Annotated in this window: 17 protein-coding genes; 10 read left to right on the top strand and 7 right to left on the bottom strand. The window is 62.5% G+C overall.

Translation table 11 applies throughout. From position 1 onward, the window contains the following. The first annotated feature begins 219 nt into the window (after positions 1-219). The 3 genes from ShzoTeo12_RS24100 to ShzoTeo12_RS24090 all read left to right on the top strand — a co-directional run bounded on the left by ShzoTeo12_RS24100 (position 220) and on the right by ShzoTeo12_RS24090 (position 3,373). Positions 220-1,293, top strand: a complete 1,074-nt coding sequence (locus ShzoTeo12_RS24100; RefSeq protein WP_318912788.1) for a sugar ABC transporter substrate-binding protein — start codon at positions 220-222, stop codon at positions 1,291-1,293. A 63-nt stretch (positions 1,294-1,356) separates the two neighbouring features. After that, positions 1,357-2,157 (top strand): ATP-binding cassette domain-containing protein, encoded by an 801-nt coding sequence (locus tag ShzoTeo12_RS24095; RefSeq protein WP_119254996.1) that lies wholly within the window; start codon positions 1,357-1,359, stop codon positions 2,155-2,157. A 13-nt stretch (positions 2,158-2,170) separates the two neighbouring features. Next, positions 2,171-3,373, top strand: coding sequence for an ABC transporter permease subunit (locus tag ShzoTeo12_RS24090; RefSeq protein ID WP_318912787.1), 1,203 nt, complete (start codon positions 2,171-2,173; stop codon positions 3,371-3,373). A 119-nt stretch (positions 3,374-3,492) separates the two neighbouring features. On the opposite strand, the gene ShzoTeo12_RS24085 is transcribed toward ShzoTeo12_RS24090, so the two are convergent. Next, positions 3,493-4,458: a LysR family transcriptional regulator gene (locus tag ShzoTeo12_RS24085; RefSeq protein WP_119254994.1), complete on the bottom strand. Its 966-nt coding sequence runs from the start codon at positions 4,456-4,458 to the stop codon at positions 3,493-3,495. Between the two features lie 116 nt (positions 4,459-4,574). Between ShzoTeo12_RS24085 and ShzoTeo12_RS24080 the strand changes: the two genes are divergently transcribed. Together ShzoTeo12_RS24080 and ShzoTeo12_RS24075 are read left to right on the top strand one after the other, a co-directional pair. Then, positions 4,575-5,561 (top strand): amidohydrolase family protein, encoded by a 987-nt coding sequence (locus tag ShzoTeo12_RS24080; protein ID WP_318912786.1) that lies wholly within the window; start codon positions 4,575-4,577, stop codon positions 5,559-5,561. Positions 5,562-5,569: 8 nt separating this feature from the next. Further along, entirely contained in the window at positions 5,570-6,793 is a 1,224-nt protein-coding gene (locus ShzoTeo12_RS24075) for an amidohydrolase family protein (RefSeq protein WP_318912785.1), read from the top strand. A 200-nt stretch (positions 6,794-6,993) separates the two neighbouring features. Here the strand turns inward: ShzoTeo12_RS24075 and ShzoTeo12_RS24070 are convergent, their stop codons facing one another. The 5 genes from ShzoTeo12_RS24070 to hutC form a co-directional block, all read right to left on the bottom strand. Continuing rightward, complete coding sequence (locus ShzoTeo12_RS24070; protein WP_119254991.1) at positions 6,994-7,239, bottom strand: MoaD/ThiS family protein; 246 nt, start codon at positions 7,237-7,239, stop codon at positions 6,994-6,996. Positions 7,240-7,248: 9 nt separating this feature from the next. Further along, on the bottom strand, positions 7,249-9,501 hold the full coding sequence (locus ShzoTeo12_RS24065; protein ID WP_318912784.1) for a xanthine dehydrogenase family protein molybdopterin-binding subunit: 2,253 nt from the start codon (positions 9,499-9,501) through the stop codon (positions 7,249-7,251). 2 nt (positions 9,502-9,503) lie between these two features. After that, positions 9,504-9,980, bottom strand: coding sequence for a (2Fe-2S)-binding protein (locus ShzoTeo12_RS24060; RefSeq protein WP_119254990.1), 477 nt, complete (start codon positions 9,978-9,980; stop codon positions 9,504-9,506). Continuing rightward, the gene (locus tag ShzoTeo12_RS24055) at positions 9,980-10,840 is read right to left on the bottom strand and encodes a xanthine dehydrogenase family protein subunit M (protein WP_318912783.1); all 861 of its coding nucleotides are present in this window, start codon (positions 10,838-10,840) and stop codon (positions 9,980-9,982) included. Before ShzoTeo12_RS24055 ends, ShzoTeo12_RS24060 begins: the two co-directional genes overlap by 1 nt. A 308-nt stretch (positions 10,841-11,148) precedes the next feature. Further along, positions 11,149-11,904: a histidine utilization repressor gene (hutC, locus tag ShzoTeo12_RS24050; protein WP_318912782.1), complete on the bottom strand. Its 756-nt coding sequence runs from the start codon at positions 11,902-11,904 to the stop codon at positions 11,149-11,151. A 174-nt stretch (positions 11,905-12,078) separates the two neighbouring features. Here hutC and ShzoTeo12_RS24045 point away from each other — a divergent pair, with 174 nt between their 5' ends. The 5 genes from ShzoTeo12_RS24045 (at position 12,079) to ShzoTeo12_RS24025 (ending at position 16,720) form a co-directional block, all read left to right on the top strand. Further along, entirely contained in the window at positions 12,079-12,921 is an 843-nt protein-coding gene (locus ShzoTeo12_RS24045; RefSeq protein ID WP_119254987.1) for a transporter substrate-binding domain-containing protein, read from the top strand. A gap of 91 nt (positions 12,922-13,012) precedes the next feature. Then, a complete protein-coding gene (locus ShzoTeo12_RS24040) occupies positions 13,013-13,738 on the top strand; it encodes an ABC transporter permease (protein ID WP_119254986.1) in 726 nt (241 codons plus the stop codon). Beyond that, positions 13,738-14,445 (top strand): ABC transporter permease, encoded by a 708-nt coding sequence (locus tag ShzoTeo12_RS24035; protein ID WP_119254985.1) that lies wholly within the window; start codon positions 13,738-13,740, stop codon positions 14,443-14,445. Before ShzoTeo12_RS24040 ends, ShzoTeo12_RS24035 begins: the two co-directional genes overlap by 1 nt. A gap of 14 nt (positions 14,446-14,459) precedes the next feature. Next, positions 14,460-15,236: an ABC transporter ATP-binding protein gene (locus ShzoTeo12_RS24030; protein ID WP_119254984.1), complete on the top strand. Its 777-nt coding sequence runs from the start codon at positions 14,460-14,462 to the stop codon at positions 15,234-15,236. Continuing rightward, on the top strand, positions 15,233-16,720 hold the full coding sequence (locus tag ShzoTeo12_RS24025; RefSeq protein ID WP_318912781.1) for a histidine ammonia-lyase: 1,488 nt from the start codon (positions 15,233-15,235) through the stop codon (positions 16,718-16,720). Before ShzoTeo12_RS24030 ends, ShzoTeo12_RS24025 begins: the two co-directional genes overlap by 4 nt. Before the next feature lie 161 nt (positions 16,721-16,881). On the opposite strand, the gene ShzoTeo12_RS24020 is transcribed toward ShzoTeo12_RS24025, so the two are convergent. Continuing rightward, a complete protein-coding gene (locus ShzoTeo12_RS24020; RefSeq protein WP_318914361.1) occupies positions 16,882-17,754 on the bottom strand; it encodes a LysR family transcriptional regulator in 873 nt (290 codons plus the stop codon). Positions 17,755-17,853 lie beyond the last annotated feature (99 nt).

Raw genomic sequence — 17,853 nt, 5'->3', positions numbered from 1 at the left:
TCTTTTCGCCAATGAACGGCATGAGAAAAAGTCATGATGAAATGACGCGGGTTATCTTGAGCGGCTATACGGGCCGCACTAGCCTGCAATCACCTGAACGACCGGAAGAGATGCGGCGTTATTCGGGACCATGTCACCGGCAGGCAATAAGAACAATCAGCGCACTTGTATCGACAACCGGCGAGAGACTTGCCGTGATTGAAGAAGGGGAATGAACCGATGAAATCTATAATCCTTGCAGCGCTACTCTCTGCAACCGCACTTTTCAGCGCTGCGACGGTGCGAGCCGCTGAGCCATCAGGAACCGTCTATCTTCTCGTGCCGAACGTGACGACGAACCGCTGGGCAAAGTTCGACATTCCGAACATCACGGCGGCAATGAAGAAATACGCTCCCGGCGTCGAGATCAAGGTCCTCAACGCCAACGACGATATGCAGCAGCAGGTCTCGCAGGCGGAGTCCGCCCTCGCCAGCGGGGCGCTCGGCATCATCCTCGCCTCCGTCGATCCGCCCCGGTCCGCGAGTATCCTCGCGAAAGCCGACGCCGACGGCGTTCCCGTGGTGACCTATGCGCATGATCCGGGTCCGGGCCCGGTCGCCTACCATGTTTCCGTCCCATTCAGCGACATCGGCGAGGCGCAGGGGAAGTATCTCTCCGAACATCTCCCTGAACATCGTCCTGTCCGGCTTGCCTATATGCTGGGCGATCCCAAGTTCGCTTTCTATCCCGAGCAGATGAAGGGTTTCGACAAATACCTCAAGCCGCTCATCGAGAATGGCACCGTCGAAATCGCCTGCCAGGCCGATGCCCTCCTGTATCTGGCCGCGAACGCACAGAAGAACATGGAACAGTGCCTCACGAAGACCAACAACGAGGTCGACGGTGTCGTCGTCATGAACGACGACACGGGCGGCGGGGCCATCGCCGCGCTGAGCGCGCAGGATCTCGTCGGCAAGGTGAAGGTCTATGGCGGCTATGATGCGACCCTCGAGGGGATCCAGCGCGTGCTCCTTGGCTGGCAGGCCGCCGACATGGCGCCGCCCTACAGGCAAATGGCTGATGCAGCCGTCCAGCTGATCGTTTCGAAGGTCAAGGGCGAGGAGGCTCCGGCTGGCATCGTCAACGGGACCTGGCCCAACAATTTCACCGAGGGCGGTGTCCCGGCGCGGCTTGAGCCGAATGTGTTCATCACCCCGGACAACGTGCAGGAAACTGTGATCGACGCCGGGCTTTTCACGAAGGAAGAGCTGTGCGGCGGCATCGGGAAGGATGCGGACTTCTGCAAGAACTGAACCGGACGGAAAAGGGGCCGTCGATAAGGCGGCTCCTCAAAAACGCATAATGGGGTCCTAGTCATGAATAAGAACGAACCTCCGATCCTGGAGGTCCGAAACGTCTCGAGACGTTTCGGAGGAGTCGCTGCCCTCACCAGGGTATCACTCAGCATATGGCCGGGTGAAGTCGTCGCTCTGGTCGGCGACAACGGCGCGGGAAAGAGTACGCTGGTCAAGACGATCTCCGGCATCCAGTCTCCCGACGAAGGCGAAATCCTCGTCTCCGGAATACCGCTTTCGCTGAAAAGCCCGCATGACGCGAACGCGGCGGGTATCCAGACGGTCTACCAGGATCTCGCCATCTGCGACAATCTCGATACGGTGCAGAACCTCTTCCTTGGGCGTGAATACTATCACCCCTGGTACAAGGGGCGGCGGCTTGACCGTGCACGCATGGAGGCGCGCGCGAAAGAGGTGCTGGCAAACCTTGACGTGAAGATCCGCGACATCAACGTGCCTGCGAACGCCCTGTCGGGAGGGCAGCGCCAATCGGTGGCGATCTGCCGTTCGATCCTGACCGACCCCCGTGTCGTGCTCCTCGACGAGCCCACGGCCGCGCTCGGCGTCGCACAGCGCAAGCAGGTTCTGAACCTGATCGAGCGCCTCCGCGCGCAGGGGCGGGCGGTCATCGTGATCAGCCATGACCTGGGCGATGTCCAGCAGGTCGCCGATCGCGTCGTGGTTCTGCGACTTGGCAGCAAGGTGGCGGAAGTCAGCCGTGGGAGCTACACCCGCGAAGAGTTGGTCGGCGCCATCACCGGGATGATCAGCAACGAGGAAATGGCTGCGCTTTCGCGTCGGGAGGAGGTGCACCATGTCTAAGCAGTTATCCGCCTTGACCACTTTCGCCAATTCCGCTCCTCAGGAAACACCGAAAATGAAGCTTGACGCTGTCTTGGGAGCACTGGCGACGCGGTATCGCATGCTGCCCGTTCTTCTTGCGCTCGTTCTCATCTGGGCCTACTTCGCGTGGGCGAACCCGCTATTCCTCAGCCCGAGGAACTTGTCGAACCTTTCGCTGCAGATCGTGACGACCGGCATCGTGGCGCTCGGCCTCATGTTCGTGCTGGTCATCGGCGAGATCGACCTGTCCGTCGTCGCGACCGGCGCGGTATCGGCCGCGATTACGGCTGGAATGGCCGTCAACCAAGGGTTCGATACCGTGACGGCCGTCGCTGTCGGTCTCTTGATCGGTGCGGCGATCGGCTGTGTGCAAGGGCTGGTGATCACCTATTTTCGAGCGCCTGCCTTCATCGTGACGCTCGGTACGTCGCTCATCCTCCAGGGGCTTCTCCTCGATCTCCTGCCCGCCAGCTCGAACCTGATTTCACTGGTCGGCCAGCCGCTCGGGAAGGTCGCGACGGTTTATCTTCCCGTTCCCGTCAGCGTGGCTCTGCTCGCCGTCGTCATAGCGCTTGGGCTCATCTTCAGCCTGCAATCTTACGCCGCCAAGAAGCGCAACGCGCTTCCTGCATCGTTCCTGTGGTCCGTCGTCGCTCCGGCCGTCGCGCTCGCAATCGTCGGCACCGTCGTCATTGCCGTCTTCAGTTCGTACAGAGGTGTTCCGCTTCTCGTCGCGTTCCTGCTCGGATTGCTTGGTTTCTTCGCCTATGTGACGACCCAGACCCGCTTCGGCGTCTACCTGTACGCCATCGGGGCGAACGCGGAAGCCGCCCGCCGCGCGGGTATCTCGGTCAAGTTCCTGCGGGTGACGGCGTTTACGCTGACCGGGGTTTTTGCGGCGCTCGGCGGCATGATCGCGGCGGGGCGGGTTCTCGGCGTATCGCCCGATTCCGCCGACACGACGCTCCTTCTCGAGGCGATCGCTGCGGCGGTCATCGGTGGCGTCAGCCTCTTCGGGGGCAGGGGATCGGTCTGGGCCGCCCTGACGGGCGCGCTGGTGATCGGCAGCGTCTCGAACGGCATGCTCCTCATCAACGCTTCGACCCAGACACGCCTTGAGGTGCAGGGTGCGATCCTGACCCTGGCCGTCATCCTGGACGCCTACCTGTCCCGGAAAGCCAACAGCGGGCGCTGATTTTCATGGATGCGGCGCGCTCCCCAAGCCGCATCTTGACGCTGGGGTCGCCACACGCCTGAAAAGGGGTGCAAAAGGCGGCCCCTTTTTGTCAGGGAAGCGGTGTCCGGCGCTTCCTCCTAACGCATCAATTGTAGGGTTTGCTCGGCTGTTCGCTTGGCTTCGGCTCTGAGGAAGGTGCGGAATTTCTGCACACCGGGCTTACTGCGCTTTCCCTTTGGATAGACGAGGTAGTAGCGCCAGGGCGTGGGTACCGGGACGCTGTGAAGCAGGACAAGGCGCCCGGATGTGAGCTCGTCGATGACCATGAAAGGCGGCATCAGGATCGCGCCGAGGCCCGAGATCGCCGCCTCGATACCCATCTGGTATTGTTCGAAGCGCGGCCCCTGGTTCGGCTGGGGATGGTCGATACCGACATCCTTGAACCATTCGCGCCAGGCGGTCGGCCTGTGCGTGTGCTGGATCAACGTGAGTTCGAACAGGAGCCGGGCATTTGGCACCACGCCCTTTCTGATCAGAGAGGGCGCGCACATCGGCACAAGGACCTCGTCCATGATCAGTTCCGACAGGCTGCCCGGCCACGCCTCGCTGCCGTAATGGATTGCCGCGTCGATGTTGCTTCCCTCGAACTCGAAATGACCGATCCTGCCCGTCACCGAGATGTCGATGGTCGGGTTCTGTTTGAGGAACCGTATCAGGCGAGGGGCCAGCCAGCGGCTCCCGAGGCTGGGCAGCGTCGCGATATTCAGGGATTCGTGAGCGCTCTTGTAGGTCGCAAGCCTTAGAGTCGCGGCGCCGAGTTCGCTGAGGAGAGTGGAAACTTCCTCGAAATACGCCGCGCCGGATTCGGTAAGCACCAGCCCGTGGCCGGTCCGCTCGAACAGCGGTGTACCGGTGATCTCCTCGATGGAGCGCACGGCGCGGCTGACACCGCTTTGCGTGATGTTGAGCTCTTCCGCCGCCCGGGAAAAGCTTTTGTATTGCGCCGCCAGGATGAACGCCCTGAGCCCCGTCAGCGACGGCAGGTTGCCCTCGCGCTCGATGGCATCGATCGGTGTGGAACTGTCCGTTCCTGCACGCTTCATCGTCTTTCCGCCTCATGACTTTTCGTCATGGAGACACGACTTCGTTCGTATTGTCAATCAAGTCCGCCAAAGCAAAATGGCTCGCGAACAGGCAGTTTCGCGGTTGGACGAGTGCGATGGATATGAGAAACGAAAAAGCGAGGGTGCACGGCCTTCCCGCGGAAAACGCGGATGAGGCCAAGTCATATCGCCTCAAGATTTTCGATCCGCATCATCATCTCTGGGACCTGAAGCAGTATCGATATCCGTGGATGGATCCGGGCACTCCATCGATCGTCGGCGATCCGGCGCCGATCCGGAAAAACTATCTGGCGAAGGACTATCTCGCCGACACCTGGGAATTCGACTTGATCGGCACGGTGCATCTCGACGGTGGATTTGATCCGTGGAATCCGGTCGGCGAGACGCGGTTCGTCCAGCAAATTCACGAGAAGAGCGGCTTCCCCAACGCCATCGTCGGCCAGGTGGCGCTCGACAATCCGGCGGCCGTGGAACTGATCGACGCCCACATGGCCGCGTCGCCGTTGCTCAGAGGCATCCGCCACATCGTGGCGTGGCACCCCGATCGCCGGCTCACCTATGTCGATAGAAGTGACTACCTCCGGGACGAGAGATGGCTGCGCAACTTCAGCAAGCTCTCCGACTACGGCCTGTCCTTCGACACCCAGGTCTATCCGCATCAGATGGAGGACCTTGCGTCGATCGCCAAGGTCCACGCCGGGACCCGGATCATCGTCAACCAGGCGGGTATGCCGGATGGGTTGATCACCGGCGACTTTTCAGCCTGGAAGGCGGGAATGCGAACTCTCTCGGCCTGTCACAACGTTTCCGTCAAGATTTCCGGCTTCGGCATGTTGAAGCCGAAATGGACAGTGAAGGATGTCCGGCCTTTGATCACCGAGCTCGTCGATCTTTTCGGTCCGTCCCGCCTGATGTTCGCGAGCAATTTTCCCGTCGACAAGCTCTTCCGTTCTTTCAGGGATATTTACCACGACTACGCGGAATGCGTGCATTCGCTTTCCGAGCCGGAGCGAGAGGCAATGTTCAGCGGCACGGCCATCGAATCCTATCGACCAGTTTTCCCAGATGTCATCAGAAAGTGAATGCGACAATGAGCCGGACCCTTTTCAAGAACGCGTCGATCCTTGATGTGGACGCAGGAACGTTGCTGGAAGAGCGCGACGTCCTTGTCGATGAAGGGAGAATTTCCGAAATCGGCGAACCCAGACTGACCGTCTCGGATGCTAACGTGATCGACGTAAAAGGAAAGGTCCTGATGCCGGGCCTTTGCGACGCCCACGTCCATGTGATCGTGCCGATCAACAGCTTCCTGCAACTCACCAAGTGGTCGCCATTCTACACCGCGCTCAGAGCCATGCCCATTCTGGAGGGCATGTTGATGCGCGGCTTCACCACCGTCCGCGACGCAGGCGGCGCGGATTTCGGCCTTGCCCGCGCGGTCGAGGAAAAACTCATTCCGAGTCCGCGCATTCTCTACAGCGGCAAGGCGATCTCGCAGACCGGCGGTCACGGCGACATGCGCGGCGTCGGCGAAACGGAATTCGACAGCCATTATTATGTCCCGAGCCTCGGTCGGGTTGCCGACGGCGTGGATGCGGTGCGCCTTGCCGCTCGCGACGAAATTCGCCGGGGCGCCAGTCAGGTGAAGCTGATGGTGGGCGGTGGAATCGCTTCCTATACCGACCCGATTCACTTCGTTCAGTTTTCGGGCGAAGAGATCCGCGCCGCGGTGGAGGAGGCGGAAAATGCGGGCAAATACGTCATGGCTCACGCCTATACCGCGCGCTGCATCCAGCACGCCGTCAGGAACGGCGTCCGCTCGATCGAGCACGGCAACTTCCTCGACGATGAGACGGCCATGTTGATGAAGGAGCGGAACGCCATCCTGGTGCCGACGCTCGTCGCATATACGACGATGTGGGAGGAGGGCCTGGAGATCGGGATGCCGCCCGAACTGCACGCGAAGATCAAGTATGTTCTGGATATCGGGTCGAACCAGTTGGAGGTCGCCCGGCGCCACGGCGTGAAGATGGTTTATGGCACTGACCTTATCGGGCCGATCCACCGTCACCAATCCATGGAGTTCAAGATCCGCGGTGAAGTGCTTCCGGCGATCGAGGTCATCCGGTCGGCGACCAGCTATGCAGCGGAGCTCTTCAAGATGGAAGATCAGATCGGCAGGGTTCGCGCTGGTTTGCGCGCCGATCTTCTTGTTGTCGACGGCAATCCTTTGGAGGATTTGGGCCTTCTCCAGGACCCCTCCAAGCTGTCGATGATCATGAAAGATGGAGATATCTACCGGAACGTCATGTAGGGCGTCCGGGATTCCTGCCCCTTTCCCTCTCCTTGCTTAAGCCAATAGGGAAACTGACGGCATGCGACCCCGGTGTCTCCGTTAGAATCTGACGAGTTGGCAGAAAGGCAATGATGACCGCGCACGCGGTGCGTATATCCGGGAAGTCACGCTGGGTCCCATGCGTTCAAATGCCCCTTCGACGCGACCGGTTGCCTGCATTACCCGCCAGCCAGCCTCGGCAGAAGATAGATTTCCGCTCCCGCTGGCAGTTCCTTCGACCATGTGTCGCGATAGATCGTCCCGTCTATCGCGACTGCGATCCCGCGATCCATCAGCGGCGCGAGCCCAGGGAACCGTTCGCTTAACCTCTTGAACAGTTCCCTGATGTTTCGCGCCTCGATCTCGACCTTGCTGGTGCCCCCGGCCGCTGCGGCGAGCGCACCCCAGAGCGTCACCTCGACCATCGGGCCTCCTTACGTCTCAAGCGCCGCCAGAATCCGCGGCGGCGACATGGGAATATGCTGCATCCGCACACCTACCGCATTGGACACCGCATTGGCCACCGCCGCAAGCGGGGGGACGATGGAGGTTTCCCCGACGCCGCGAACCCCATAGGGGTGATTGGGGTTGGGGATCTCGAGGATCTGCGTGTCTATCATGGGCAGATCCGAACATACGGGTATGCGGTAGTCGAGAAAGCCCGCATTCTGCAGCCGGCCGTCCTTGCCGTAGATATATTCTTCGTTGAGCGCCCAGCCGATGCCTTGCGCGGCGCCGCCTTGGTATTGTCCCTCGACATAGGTTGGATGCACGGCTTTGCCAGCGTCTTGCACCACGGTGTAGCGCAGGACCCTGGTGGCCCCCGTTTCGGGATCGACCTCGATATCGCAGATATGGGTCGCGAAGGACACGCCGGCGCCATCCGCCACGATTTCGCTATGACCGGCAATCGGGCCGCCAGTGGTGCCCGACGCAGCCGCAATCTCCTTCAAGGACAGATTCGGAAGGTTTCCATGCGTTTCGCCCTTGGCGACGGCATGGCCCTTTTCCCACGTCACGTCCTCGACCGGGATGTCCCACATCTGCGCCGCACGCGCGCGAAGGACCTTGATCGCGTTGCGAGCGGCAGAGATGGTGGCCATCGAGGACGAGAAGGTGCCGCGGCTGCCGTCCGTCATGTCGTTGTAGCCGAGGCTCGACGTATCGGCGATCACCGCTCTGACTTGCGCGTAGTCGATCCCGAGTTCCTCTGCCGCCACCAGCGAGAGCGATGCGCGCGAACCACCGACATCCACCGTGCCGACCGCAAGCGAGACGGTGCCGTCCATTCCGATATTCAGGTCGGTACATGTCTGGCCGCCGAAGTTGAACCAGAAGCCGCACGCCATGCCGCGTCCCTGGTTCTCGCCGAGGGGCGCCTTCATGTGCGGATGGTTCTTTACAGCTTCCAGTGTCGGGCCGATGCCAATCGGGCCGTAGACCGGACCATAGGATGCCTTGGTCCCTTCCTGTGCCGCGTTCTTGATGCGAAAGTCCACGGCATCCATGCCGACCTTCCCGGCAAGCTCGTCTATGGCGCTTTCCACCGCAAACGCCGCCATTGGCGCGGAGGGTGCACGATACGCCGCCGTCTTCGGCCGGTTTACCAGCACCTCGTAGCCGACGGTCCTGACATTCTCGAGCTTGTAGCAGGCAAATGCGGTCATGGCGCCGACCTCGGCCCAGGATCCCGCATAGGGACCGCACGAATAGCGAAGGGTAGCATCGGCTGCGACGATCGTTCCGTCCTTCATCGCGCCGATTTTCACGTCGATCGACGTGGCGCTGGTCGGGCCGGTCGCGCGAAATACCTCGTCGCGCGTCATGACCAGCTTGACCGGCCTGCCGGCCTTGCGCGACAGCGCGAGCGCGACGGGTTCAGCCCAGACATGCGTCTTGCCGCCGAAGCCGCCGCCGATTTCCGACGACGTTACGCGCAGCTTGGAGGCATCCATGCCGAGCAGTTGTGCGCAATGCTGGCGATAGACGAAGTGGCCCTGCGTGCAAACCCACAGATCCGCCGTACCGTCCGGGCTGACATTGGCCACGCAGGCATGAGGCTCGATATAGCCCTGATGGGTCTGTTCGGTCTTGAACGTCCGCTCGACCACGAAATCCGCCTTTGCCATGCCGGCATCGACGTCACCATGTCCGAACTGGCTGCGCATCGAAACATTCGAAGCGCGATCCGGCTTCGGATCGACGCCCGTCGTGATGATCGTGTCGTTGATAAGCGGAGCATCCGCGGCAAATGCCTGGTCGACGTCGGTGACGTGCGGCAGGAGTTCATACTCGACTTCGATGAGCTTGAGCGCCTGTCTGGCGGTGCGTGCATCGATCGCCGCCACGGCGGCCACGGCGTGCCCGTCGTAGAGCGCCTTCCTGCGCGCCATGCAGTTATCGAGAATGTCATACATGGCGGCATCGCCGCTCGTGAGGTCGGGCAGGTCCGCCGCCGTCACCACGGCCTTGACGCCGGGAAGTTGCTCGGCCTTCGACGTGTCGATCCTGCGAATGACGGCGTGGGCGTGCGGGCTGCGCAAGATCCGTCCGACCAGCTGGCCGGGCATATTGAAATCGGCACCATAGCGCGCGCGGCCCGTCACCTTGTCGATGCCGTCGGGCCGGATGGGCCGCGTGCCGACGGAGGAGAAGCTGCGTGTCGTGTGGCGGGGATCGAAATTCATGGTCATGCTCCTCTCATAACGCTGGCCGCGTCCTGAACCGCACGCACTATTTTGTCATAGCCGGTGCAACGACAGAGATTTCCGGCAAGACCGAAGCGTATTTCCTCTTCGGTGGGATCCGGATTCTTGGCCAGCAGATCCTGGGCGGCGATGAGAAAGCCGGGTGTGCAGATGCCGCACTGCAAAGCGGCATGCTCGAGGAACTTCTGTTGCAGCGGGTGAAGCCTGTCGCCCTGTGCCATGCCCTCTACTGTGGCGATCCGGCGGCCTTCCGCCTCGGCCCCGAGCACCAGACAGGAGCAAACCAGCCGGTCGTCGAGGACGATGCTGCAGGCGCCGCAGTCGCCCGTGCCGCAACCTTCCTTTACGCCCATCAGCCCCAGGCGTTCGCGCAGCACTTCAAGCAGCGTCTCGTCGGGATGACAGAGGAACTCGGCATGATCGCCATTGATTGTCGTCGAAACTGCTATGCCTGCCATCACTTTTGTCCTGCACGTTGATAGGCGGTCAGCGCGACCCGCTTGGCCAGCACGCCCGCGACCTTCTTTCGGAATTCCACAGTGCCTCGCTTGTCGTCTATCGGGCGACAGGCGCTGGAACAGGCCTCGGCGAGGCGGTCCAGCGTGCTGATGTCGACACGGGAGCCGATCAGGATATCGGCCGCCTCTTTGACCAGGAGCACCGTCGGCGCCGCGGCGCCCAGCGCGACGCGCGCTGCCTCGACGACGCCCTGATCATCGAGGGTGAGATTTACCGCGGCGCTGACGACGGCGATGTCCATCTCCGTTCGCGGTGTGAACCGTTGATAGGCGTCGCCCGAATGCGGCCGGCGCTTGTCGAGCAGAATGGCTTCGATGATCTCGCCGGGTGCGAGTGATGTCCTGCCGGGCCCGACCGGTATCATTTCGACAGCGATCGTACGGGAACCGGCTGGCCCTCTGATCAGGGCCTTGGCGCCAGCGGCCACGAGGGCGGGCACGCTGTCAGCCGCGGGGGACGCATTGCAGAGGTTCCCGACGATCGTACAGCGTCCCTGTACCTGTTTGGAACCGATCAGGGTCGCTCCCTCGACAACACCCGGCCATGCGCGCCTGAGCGCTGCATTCTCGCCCAGAACGGCGCAAGGCACTGCGGCGCCTATGACGAAACCTTCGTCGTTTTCGCTCACGCGTCTCAGGGCATCCACGCCTTTGATATCGATGATTAGGTCAGGCTCGATGAACCCTCCTTTCATTCTCACCAGCAAATCGCTCCCGCCGGCCAATATCGCGGCTTTGCCTGACGCTTCAGCCAGCAGGTCAATGGCATCCTCCAACGAATCTGGGCGAACATAGCGCAAAGGGCTTCTCCTCGTGATGAAGTCGGGTCGGGATGGGAGCTTGCAATCCGTTGCAAACGCCGCTGCGACGATACGGCTCTTGCCGTCGCTCGACAACGCTATGGGATGCGCTGGTTCGATACAAGTCGGGTCCGACATTCAGGGAAGCGGCTGGCGCAAGTCCGGTCAAAATACGGTGATGGTTATCGCGGTTCCAGGGTGCCGACGATTTCGATACGGCCTACATGCGGTCCCTCTTCGGCCATGGCTATGCGCGGGCGCGGCCGGGATATCTCTGGATGCGCGACTGGAAGTGGTTCCATATACAATTAAGGGGTAGGCTTGGTGCCGCTGCGGCTTTCAAGGCGATATCGTTGCCCTGGATAGATAATGCGCGTGATGGAGACGATGCTGCGATCCGACCAGGTCAGCCGCCGGATCATCAGGCAGGGCTCGGTTTTCAGGATCATCAGCAGCTTGCACTCCCAAGGCTGCGGAATCGTCGCCTCGACGACATGTTCGGAGCCTCTGAGGGGGGCGATGGCCGACAGGTAGGCATTCGGCGTGGTGGCCGAGAAGTCCTGGCCGAGATAGTCGGGCGCTACGCCGGGATGCACATAGCGGTCCTCTATCTGCACCGGCACGCCTTCCTCGCTGTGCACGATGAGAGAATGGAAGACGGGTGCCCCGATTTCCAGGCCCAGGGCATCGGCAACATCCGGGGGCGCGGAGGCTTCCGCCAGCGCGACCACTCTCGCTTCGTGGGTGTGGCCCCGTTCCGCAATCTCGTCGGCGATGTTGCGGACCTCGAACAGGGTCGATACGCCCTTGGGCTCGGCGACGAAGGAGCCGACGCCCTGGATTCGAACGAGTTCGCCTTCGCTTGCGAGCTCGCGCAGGGCGCGGTTGGCTGTCATCTTGCTGACGCCGAGTTCGGCCACGAGCTCGTTCTCCGAAGGAACGCGATGCTTCGGCGGCCATTCCCCGCTGCGAATCCTGTCGAGAATGATCTGCTTGACGCCGACATAGAGAGGCGTCGTATCATTTGCCGCCAGCTCGTCCCGCATTTCATGGCTACGTTTCATCGTTGAATTCCCTGGCGTCGAACTCGATTGTCAAAAAAACAAATATGCATCTTGCATAACACAGATTTTCTCCTATGGTACCATATACAACCTCCCCGGAGCGAATGCGATGGTGGCAAGCCGGCGAAGAATCGGCAAGCAATAATGCTCAACGAACCTCAGAGGAGCCCTCAAATGGAACTGCGGAAAGTCTTTCTTGCCGGCGTGGCCGCTTTTGCCGCGCTTTCTGCTCCCGTCCTCGCCAAGGACTGGAAGTCAGCCACTATCACGCTCGAAGGTGCCTATGCGCCCTGGAACCTTACCAATGCGGACGGCACGCTCGGCGGCTTCGAGCCCGAGCTTGCAAAGGTGCTTTGCGAACGCGCCAAGATCGAGTGCACGCTCGTCGCATCCGACTGGGATGGCATGATCCCGGCTCTGAATGCCGGCAAGTTCGACGTGATCATGGATGCGCTGTCGATAACCGAAGAGCGCAAGAAGGTCATCGATTTCACCATCCCCTATGCCGCAACGCCGGCGGCTTTCGCGACGGCGGCGGACAGCCCCGTGGCAAACGCGACCGGAACGGGCGCGATCATCAAGATGACGTCCGGCCAGACCGGCGTGAAGGAGATCGAGGCTCTGAAGGAAGCTTTCGCGGGCAAGACCATCGGTATCCAGGCCGCGACCGTCTACGCGAAGTTCATCTACGACAATTTCGGCGCGACGTCTGAAGTCCGGGAGTACAAGACCGGCGCCGAGCGCGATCTGGACCTCCAGAACGGCCGCATCGACCTCGGCTTCGACGATGCCGTCTATTTCGGCAACGCCTTTGCCGCCGCCAACGGCGCGCTCGCCTTCACAGGCCCGGAAATCGTCGGCCCGATCTGGGGCGAGGGCGAAGGTCTCGGCATCCGCAAGGCGGATACGGATCTGCGCGACAAGTTCAACGAGGCCATCAAGTCGGCGCTTGCCGATGGAACCGTGAAGGAGCTGTCGATGAAGTGGTTCAAGGTGGACGTCAGCCCGCAGGAATAGGCGGGATACGTCGTCGCGATCCGGGTTTCCGGCAGGCCGCTGGAAGCCCGGGGCGCATTTGTCTTGATGCCGCAATCGACGGGACACGGACATGACAACCTTGGAACTCCTTGGCTTCGGCCAGAACGGGTGGGGCGCACTGCTTCTGGTCGCCACGCTGATGACGCTCGCAGTGACGGCAACGGCGCTCTTGATCGGGGCCGTGCTCGGCACCGTGGTGGCCATTGCCAAACTGTCGGGCAACCTGCTGCTGGTCAGCCTCGGCAATATCTATACGACCGTTTTTCGCGGCGTGCCGGAACTGCTGATCATCTATCTCATCTATTTCGGCGGCTCTTCGGCCGTCACGGCCGTCGGCCAGTGGATGGGGTATGAAGGGTTCCTCGGATTGCCGTCCTTTGCCGCCGGCGCGCTCGCCGTCGGCATCATCTCCGGCTCCTACCAGGCCGAAGTCTATCGCGGCGCCTATCTCGCCATCGCCAAGGGCGAACTCGAGGCGGCCTCGGCGATCGGCATGAACCGCATGCTGCGCCTGCGCCGTGTCGTCATGCCCCAGGTGCTGCGCTTCGCCATTCCCGGTCTCGGCAATGTCTGGCAGCTCACCCTCAAGGATTCCGCGCTGATCTCCGTCACCGGCCTTGCCGAACTGATGCGCACCAGCCAGGTGGCGGCGGGTTCGACCCGGCAGTATTTCCTTTTCTACATCGTCGGCGGCATTCTTTACCTGGTGCTTACGAGCCTTTCTGACCGGCTGTTCAACCGTGCCGAACGGCGCGCAAACCGCAGCATGCCGGCCGCAGCCATGGGGCAGGCCTGATGGATATCGCCTTTCTTTCCTCCGCGATGGCCACGCTGCTTGCAGCCGTGCCCACGACGCTCCTGCTGTTCTCGCTCTCGGTGTTCTTCGGCGGCCTGCTGGCGCTGGTGATCGTCACGATGCGTGTTTCCGGCAACCGCTTCCTCTCCGGCTTCGCCAAGGGCTACATCTTCGTCTTCCGCGGCTCTCCGCTGCTGATCCAGATGTTCCTCGTCTTCTATGGGCTCGGCCAGTTCGGCGTCATCCGCTATTCCTTCCTCTGGCCGTTCCTGCGCGAGCCGGTGGTCTGCGCCGTGCTGTCGCTGGCGCTCTGCACGGCGGGGTACTCCGCGGAAATCTTCCGCAGCGGCATCCGCGCCGTCTCGCCGAAGGAGATCGAGGCGGCCCGCGCGATCGGCATGTCGGGCTTCCTTCTCGTTCGCCGCATCATAGCGCCGATCGCCTTCCGTCATGCCCTGCCGGCCTATTCGACGGAAATCGTGCTGATGATGAAGTCGACCGCGCTCGCCAGCCTCGTCACCGTCTGGGAGGTCACCGGCGTCGCACAGCGCCTGATTTCGCAGACCTACCGGACGATGGAGGTCTTCCTCTGCGCCGCGCTCATCTATCTCGTTCTGAATTTCCTGATCCTGCAGGCCATGGCGCTGCTGGAACGTTCGCTCTCGAAACATCGCCGCGCGGCCCCGCCGTCGGCAGTCAAAGCCTGAGGGAGGCCCGACCGATGCCTGGTGTGACCCGCCTTTCCGTCCGCGACATTCACAAGCGCTTCGGCAACCATGAAGTGCTGCGCGGCATTTCGCTCGATGCCGAGGACGGCGACGTGATTTCGCTGCTCGGCGCCTCCGGCTCCGGCAAATCGACTTTCCTGCGCTGCATCAACCTCCTGGAAACGGCGACCTCCGGCGAGATCTTCGTCGACGGCGAGCAGATCCGCATGGTGCAGAAGAACGGCCAGAGCCGCCCGGCAAGCCAGAGGCAGGTCGATCATATCCGCTCCGAACTCGGTATGGTGTTCCAGAGCTTCAATCTCTGGTCCCATATGACGATCCTGCAGAATATCATCGAGGGACCCGTCCATGTGCTGAAGCGCCCCAAGGCCGAATGCATCGCCGAGGCTGAAGCGCTGCTGGAAAAGGTCGGCATCGCCGACAAGCGCCATGCCTATCCGGCCCATCTGTCGGGCGGCCAGCAGCAGCGCGCGGCCATCGCCCGCGCGCTCGCCATGAAGCCGAAGGTGATGCTGTTCGACGAGCCGACCTCGGCGCTCGATCCGGAACTCGTCGGCGAAGTGCTGCGCGTCATGCGCGCGCTGGCCGAGGAGGGCATGACGATGCTGGTCGTCACGCATGAAATGAGCTTTGCGCGCAACGTGTCCAACCGCGTCGTCTTCATGCGCCAGGGCCTCGTCGACAGCAGCGGCACGCCCGACGAGATGTTCGGCGGCGGCGCATCGCCGGCCTTCCGGCAGTTCATCGGCCATTTCGGCAGCGGTCAATGAGCGTCGTTCTCGACAACGGGCTTTCCTGGCGGGAGGTCGCGCGGATCGGCGAGGGGGAAACGTTGGTCCTCTCCGACCGGGCGATCGCCCGTCTCGCACGGGCAAGAGAGATCGTCGACGCCATCGTGACTGCGGGCATCCGTGCCTATGGCGTCAATACGGGCGTCGGCGCGCTTTCCGACACGGTTGTCGATATCGCATCGCAGAGCCGGCTTTCGCGCAACATCGTGCTGAGCCATGCCTGCGGTGTCGGCCCGCTGCTGGCGCCGCGCGAGGTTCGCGCGATCATCGCCGCGCAGATCGCCAATTTCTGCCACGGCCATTCCGGCGTGCGTCCGGCGGTCGTCAGCCATCTCGCAGCCTTTCTTTCGAAGGATTGCATTCCCGATGTGCCCTCCAAGGGGTCGGCGGGCTACCTTACCCACAATGCCCATACCGCGCTCGTCCTGATCGGCGAGGGGCATGCCGCCGTGCGAGGTGAACGCATGACCGGCCGCGAGGCGCTCGCGACCATCGGCCTTTCGCCGCTGGTGCTGGAGGCCAAGGAGGGCTTGAGCCTGGTCAACGGCACGGCCTGCGCGACCGGTCTGGCCTCGCTTGCCCTGTCGCGCGCCGAACGGCTGCTCAAATGGGCCGATGTGATCGCCGCGCTGACGCTTGAGGCGGCTGGATGCCAGATGGCGGCTTTCGATGAGGCGGTTCTCGCCCTGCGGCCGTCCGCGGGCATTGCCAAGGTCGGGGCGACGTTGCGTGCGCGCCTCGCCGGAAGCGGCCTGGTCGCTGCGGCCGTCGGAAGGCGCACGCAGGATGCCCTCAGCCTGCGTGCGGTTCCCCATGCGCATGGCGCGGCCTGGGACGTCTTCGAGCAGAGCGGCGCCATCGTTGATCGCGAACTGGCGTCCGTTACCGACAATCCCGCCGTTTCCGGTACGCCCGAGCAGCCGGTCGTGTCCTCGCAGGCCCATGCCGTCGCGCCGGCACTGGGGCAGGCCGCCGACAGCCTCGCGGTCGCAATCGCCCAGATCGCGGCCATGAGCGAGCGGCGGATGGACCGTCTGGTCAACCCGCTTGTCAGCGGCCTGCCGCCTTTCCTGGCCAGTGACGCCGGCAGCCATTCCGGTTTCATGATCGCGCAATATACGGCAACGGCGCTCAGCACGGAAAACCGCCGACTGGCGTCGCCCGCCGCGATGGATGGCGGCATCACTTCAGGCCTGCAGGAAGATTTTCTCGCGCATCCGACGGCGGCGGCCAACAAGCTGCTGGCCATCCTCGACAATGCGGAACATATCCTGGCGATCGAGCTGATGGCGGCGGCACAGGCGCACGATTTCCTGACGGGAATGGGCGAGCGTGCCGCCGGCACGCAGGCCGTGTACTCCATGGTTCGTGAAAACGTCGCGCATTACGAGGACGACCGGCCGCTCGGCGCCGATATCGAGGCGCTGCGGACGTTGATCGCCGGAGAAAATCCAGCAGCCTAGTCGGGGAAGAATCGTACCGGCGGAGCCAAAGGATTCTGGCCGAGGATCGAACCGGTTTCACTTGAGGGATACTTCGGTTCGGATCCGTTCAAGAGCGTTGGTCATGCCGGTTCCGGTGCCGGACGGCGAGTTCATTCTTCCGCCAAATCTGGCTTCCTCTTTCAAGGCTGTGGCGCAGCCTCACGGGCCATCTGCGTGAGGACGTCACCCATCGTGCGGGCAAGGGCGCGAGCGGCGAGGGTGGGTTGCTTGTCGGCATAGCGGATGGTGAGCGACGAACCGGGAAGGGGAGGCAGGAAGCTGCCGGCCGGAGAAGCCTTGACGCCGCTGCCGATGTCGCCTTCCGTAACGACGGCCACGGCAAGCCCGGCGCGCACCACGGCGAAGACGCCTTGCAGGCTGGTGCAGGTCACGATGCATTTCCAGCGCATGCCGTTCTGCTCCAGTGCGGCAAGCGCCGCGCCGCGATAGGCGCAGGGGCCGCGCACCAGCGCCAGCGGCACCACGCCGTCGCTCGGCGGCACCCAGTTCGGCGCGGTGATCCACACGAGGTTCTCGGTGCACAGCACGTCGCTGTCCTGCACGGCGGGAACGTCCCGGATGACGGCAAGGTCGATGTTGCGCTGGCGCAGGTCCCGCGTCAGGTCGCTCGACAGCCCGCCGCGGATCTCGACGCCGACGCGCGGCTTCTCCAGCATGAAATTCTTGAGCGCCACCGTGAGCGGCACGAAGAGGTAATGGTCGTCCGGCACGCCGACCACCAGCGTGCCTGTCAGAAGATCGGGCTTGAAGCTCTGCTCCATCTCCTCGACGGAGCGGACCACGCGCGTTGCATATTCGATCAGCTCGCGTCCGTCGGAGGTCAGCGTGCAGGTGCGCGTCGTGCGCTCGAAGAGCTGCTTGCCGAGATGGGTCTCCAGCCGGGCGATCTTATGGCTGACGGTGGATTGTGTGATGTTCAGCCTTTCGGCGGCCTCCGAAAAGCTCTGCGTATCCGCCAGGGTGAGAAAGCATTTCAGCAGCGAGGTATCCATGGCGCGCGAGAATATATGAAGTTTATCGTTCAATCCATGGTCAAATATCGCTTCTATCGATTAGCGCCGCGCGCCATCCTTCGATGGGTCAAGATCATG

The sequence above is a fragment of the Shinella zoogloeoides genome (genome assembly GCF_033705735.1).
GTDB classification, from domain to species: Bacteria; Pseudomonadota; Alphaproteobacteria; order Rhizobiales; family Rhizobiaceae; genus Shinella; species Shinella zoogloeoides_A.
Note: the sequence above shows the minus strand (reverse complement) of the source record. Positions and strands in the feature narration are given on the sequence as shown.

What these genes read in the sequence shown, in the direction of transcription:
- ShzoTeo12_RS24100 (WP_318912788.1), top strand. Translation starts at nt 220, where the DNA reads ATGAAATCTATAATCCTTGCAGCGCTACTCTCTGCAACCGCACTTTTC.
- ShzoTeo12_RS24095 (WP_119254996.1), top strand. Translation starts at nt 1,357, where the DNA reads ATGAATAAGAACGAACCTCCGATCCTGGAGGTCCGAAACGTCTCGAGA.
- ShzoTeo12_RS24085 (WP_119254994.1), bottom strand. Translation starts at nt 4,458, where the DNA reads ATGAAGCGTGCAGGAACGGACAGTTCCACACCGATCGATGCCATCGAG.
- ShzoTeo12_RS24080 (WP_318912786.1), top strand. Translation starts at nt 4,575, where the DNA reads ATGGATATGAGAAACGAAAAAGCGAGGGTGCACGGCCTTCCCGCGGAA.
- ShzoTeo12_RS24075 (WP_318912785.1), top strand. Translation starts at nt 5,570, where the DNA reads ATGAGCCGGACCCTTTTCAAGAACGCGTCGATCCTTGATGTGGACGCA.
- ShzoTeo12_RS24070 (WP_119254991.1), bottom strand. Translation starts at nt 7,239, where the DNA reads ATGGTCGAGGTGACGCTCTGGGGTGCGCTCGCCGCAGCGGCCGGGGGC.
- ShzoTeo12_RS24065 (WP_318912784.1), bottom strand. Translation starts at nt 9,501, where the DNA reads ATGAATTTCGATCCCCGCCACACGACACGCAGCTTCTCCTCCGTCGGC.
- ShzoTeo12_RS24060 (WP_119254990.1), bottom strand. Translation starts at nt 9,980, where the DNA reads ATGGCAGGCATAGCAGTTTCGACGACAATCAATGGCGATCATGCCGAG.
- hutC (WP_318912782.1), bottom strand. Translation starts at nt 11,904, where the DNA reads ATGAAACGTAGCCATGAAATGCGGGACGAGCTGGCGGCAAATGATACG.
- ShzoTeo12_RS24045 (WP_119254987.1), top strand. Translation starts at nt 12,079, where the DNA reads ATGGAACTGCGGAAAGTCTTTCTTGCCGGCGTGGCCGCTTTTGCCGCG.
- ShzoTeo12_RS24040 (WP_119254986.1), top strand. Translation starts at nt 13,013, where the DNA reads ATGACAACCTTGGAACTCCTTGGCTTCGGCCAGAACGGGTGGGGCGCA.
- ShzoTeo12_RS24035 (WP_119254985.1), top strand. Translation starts at nt 13,738, where the DNA reads ATGGATATCGCCTTTCTTTCCTCCGCGATGGCCACGCTGCTTGCAGCC.
- ShzoTeo12_RS24030 (WP_119254984.1), top strand. Translation starts at nt 14,460, where the DNA reads ATGCCTGGTGTGACCCGCCTTTCCGTCCGCGACATTCACAAGCGCTTC.
- ShzoTeo12_RS24025 (WP_318912781.1), top strand. Translation starts at nt 15,233, where the DNA reads ATGAGCGTCGTTCTCGACAACGGGCTTTCCTGGCGGGAGGTCGCGCGG.
- ShzoTeo12_RS24020 (WP_318914361.1), bottom strand. Translation starts at nt 17,754, where the DNA reads ATGGATACCTCGCTGCTGAAATGCTTTCTCACCCTGGCGGATACGCAG.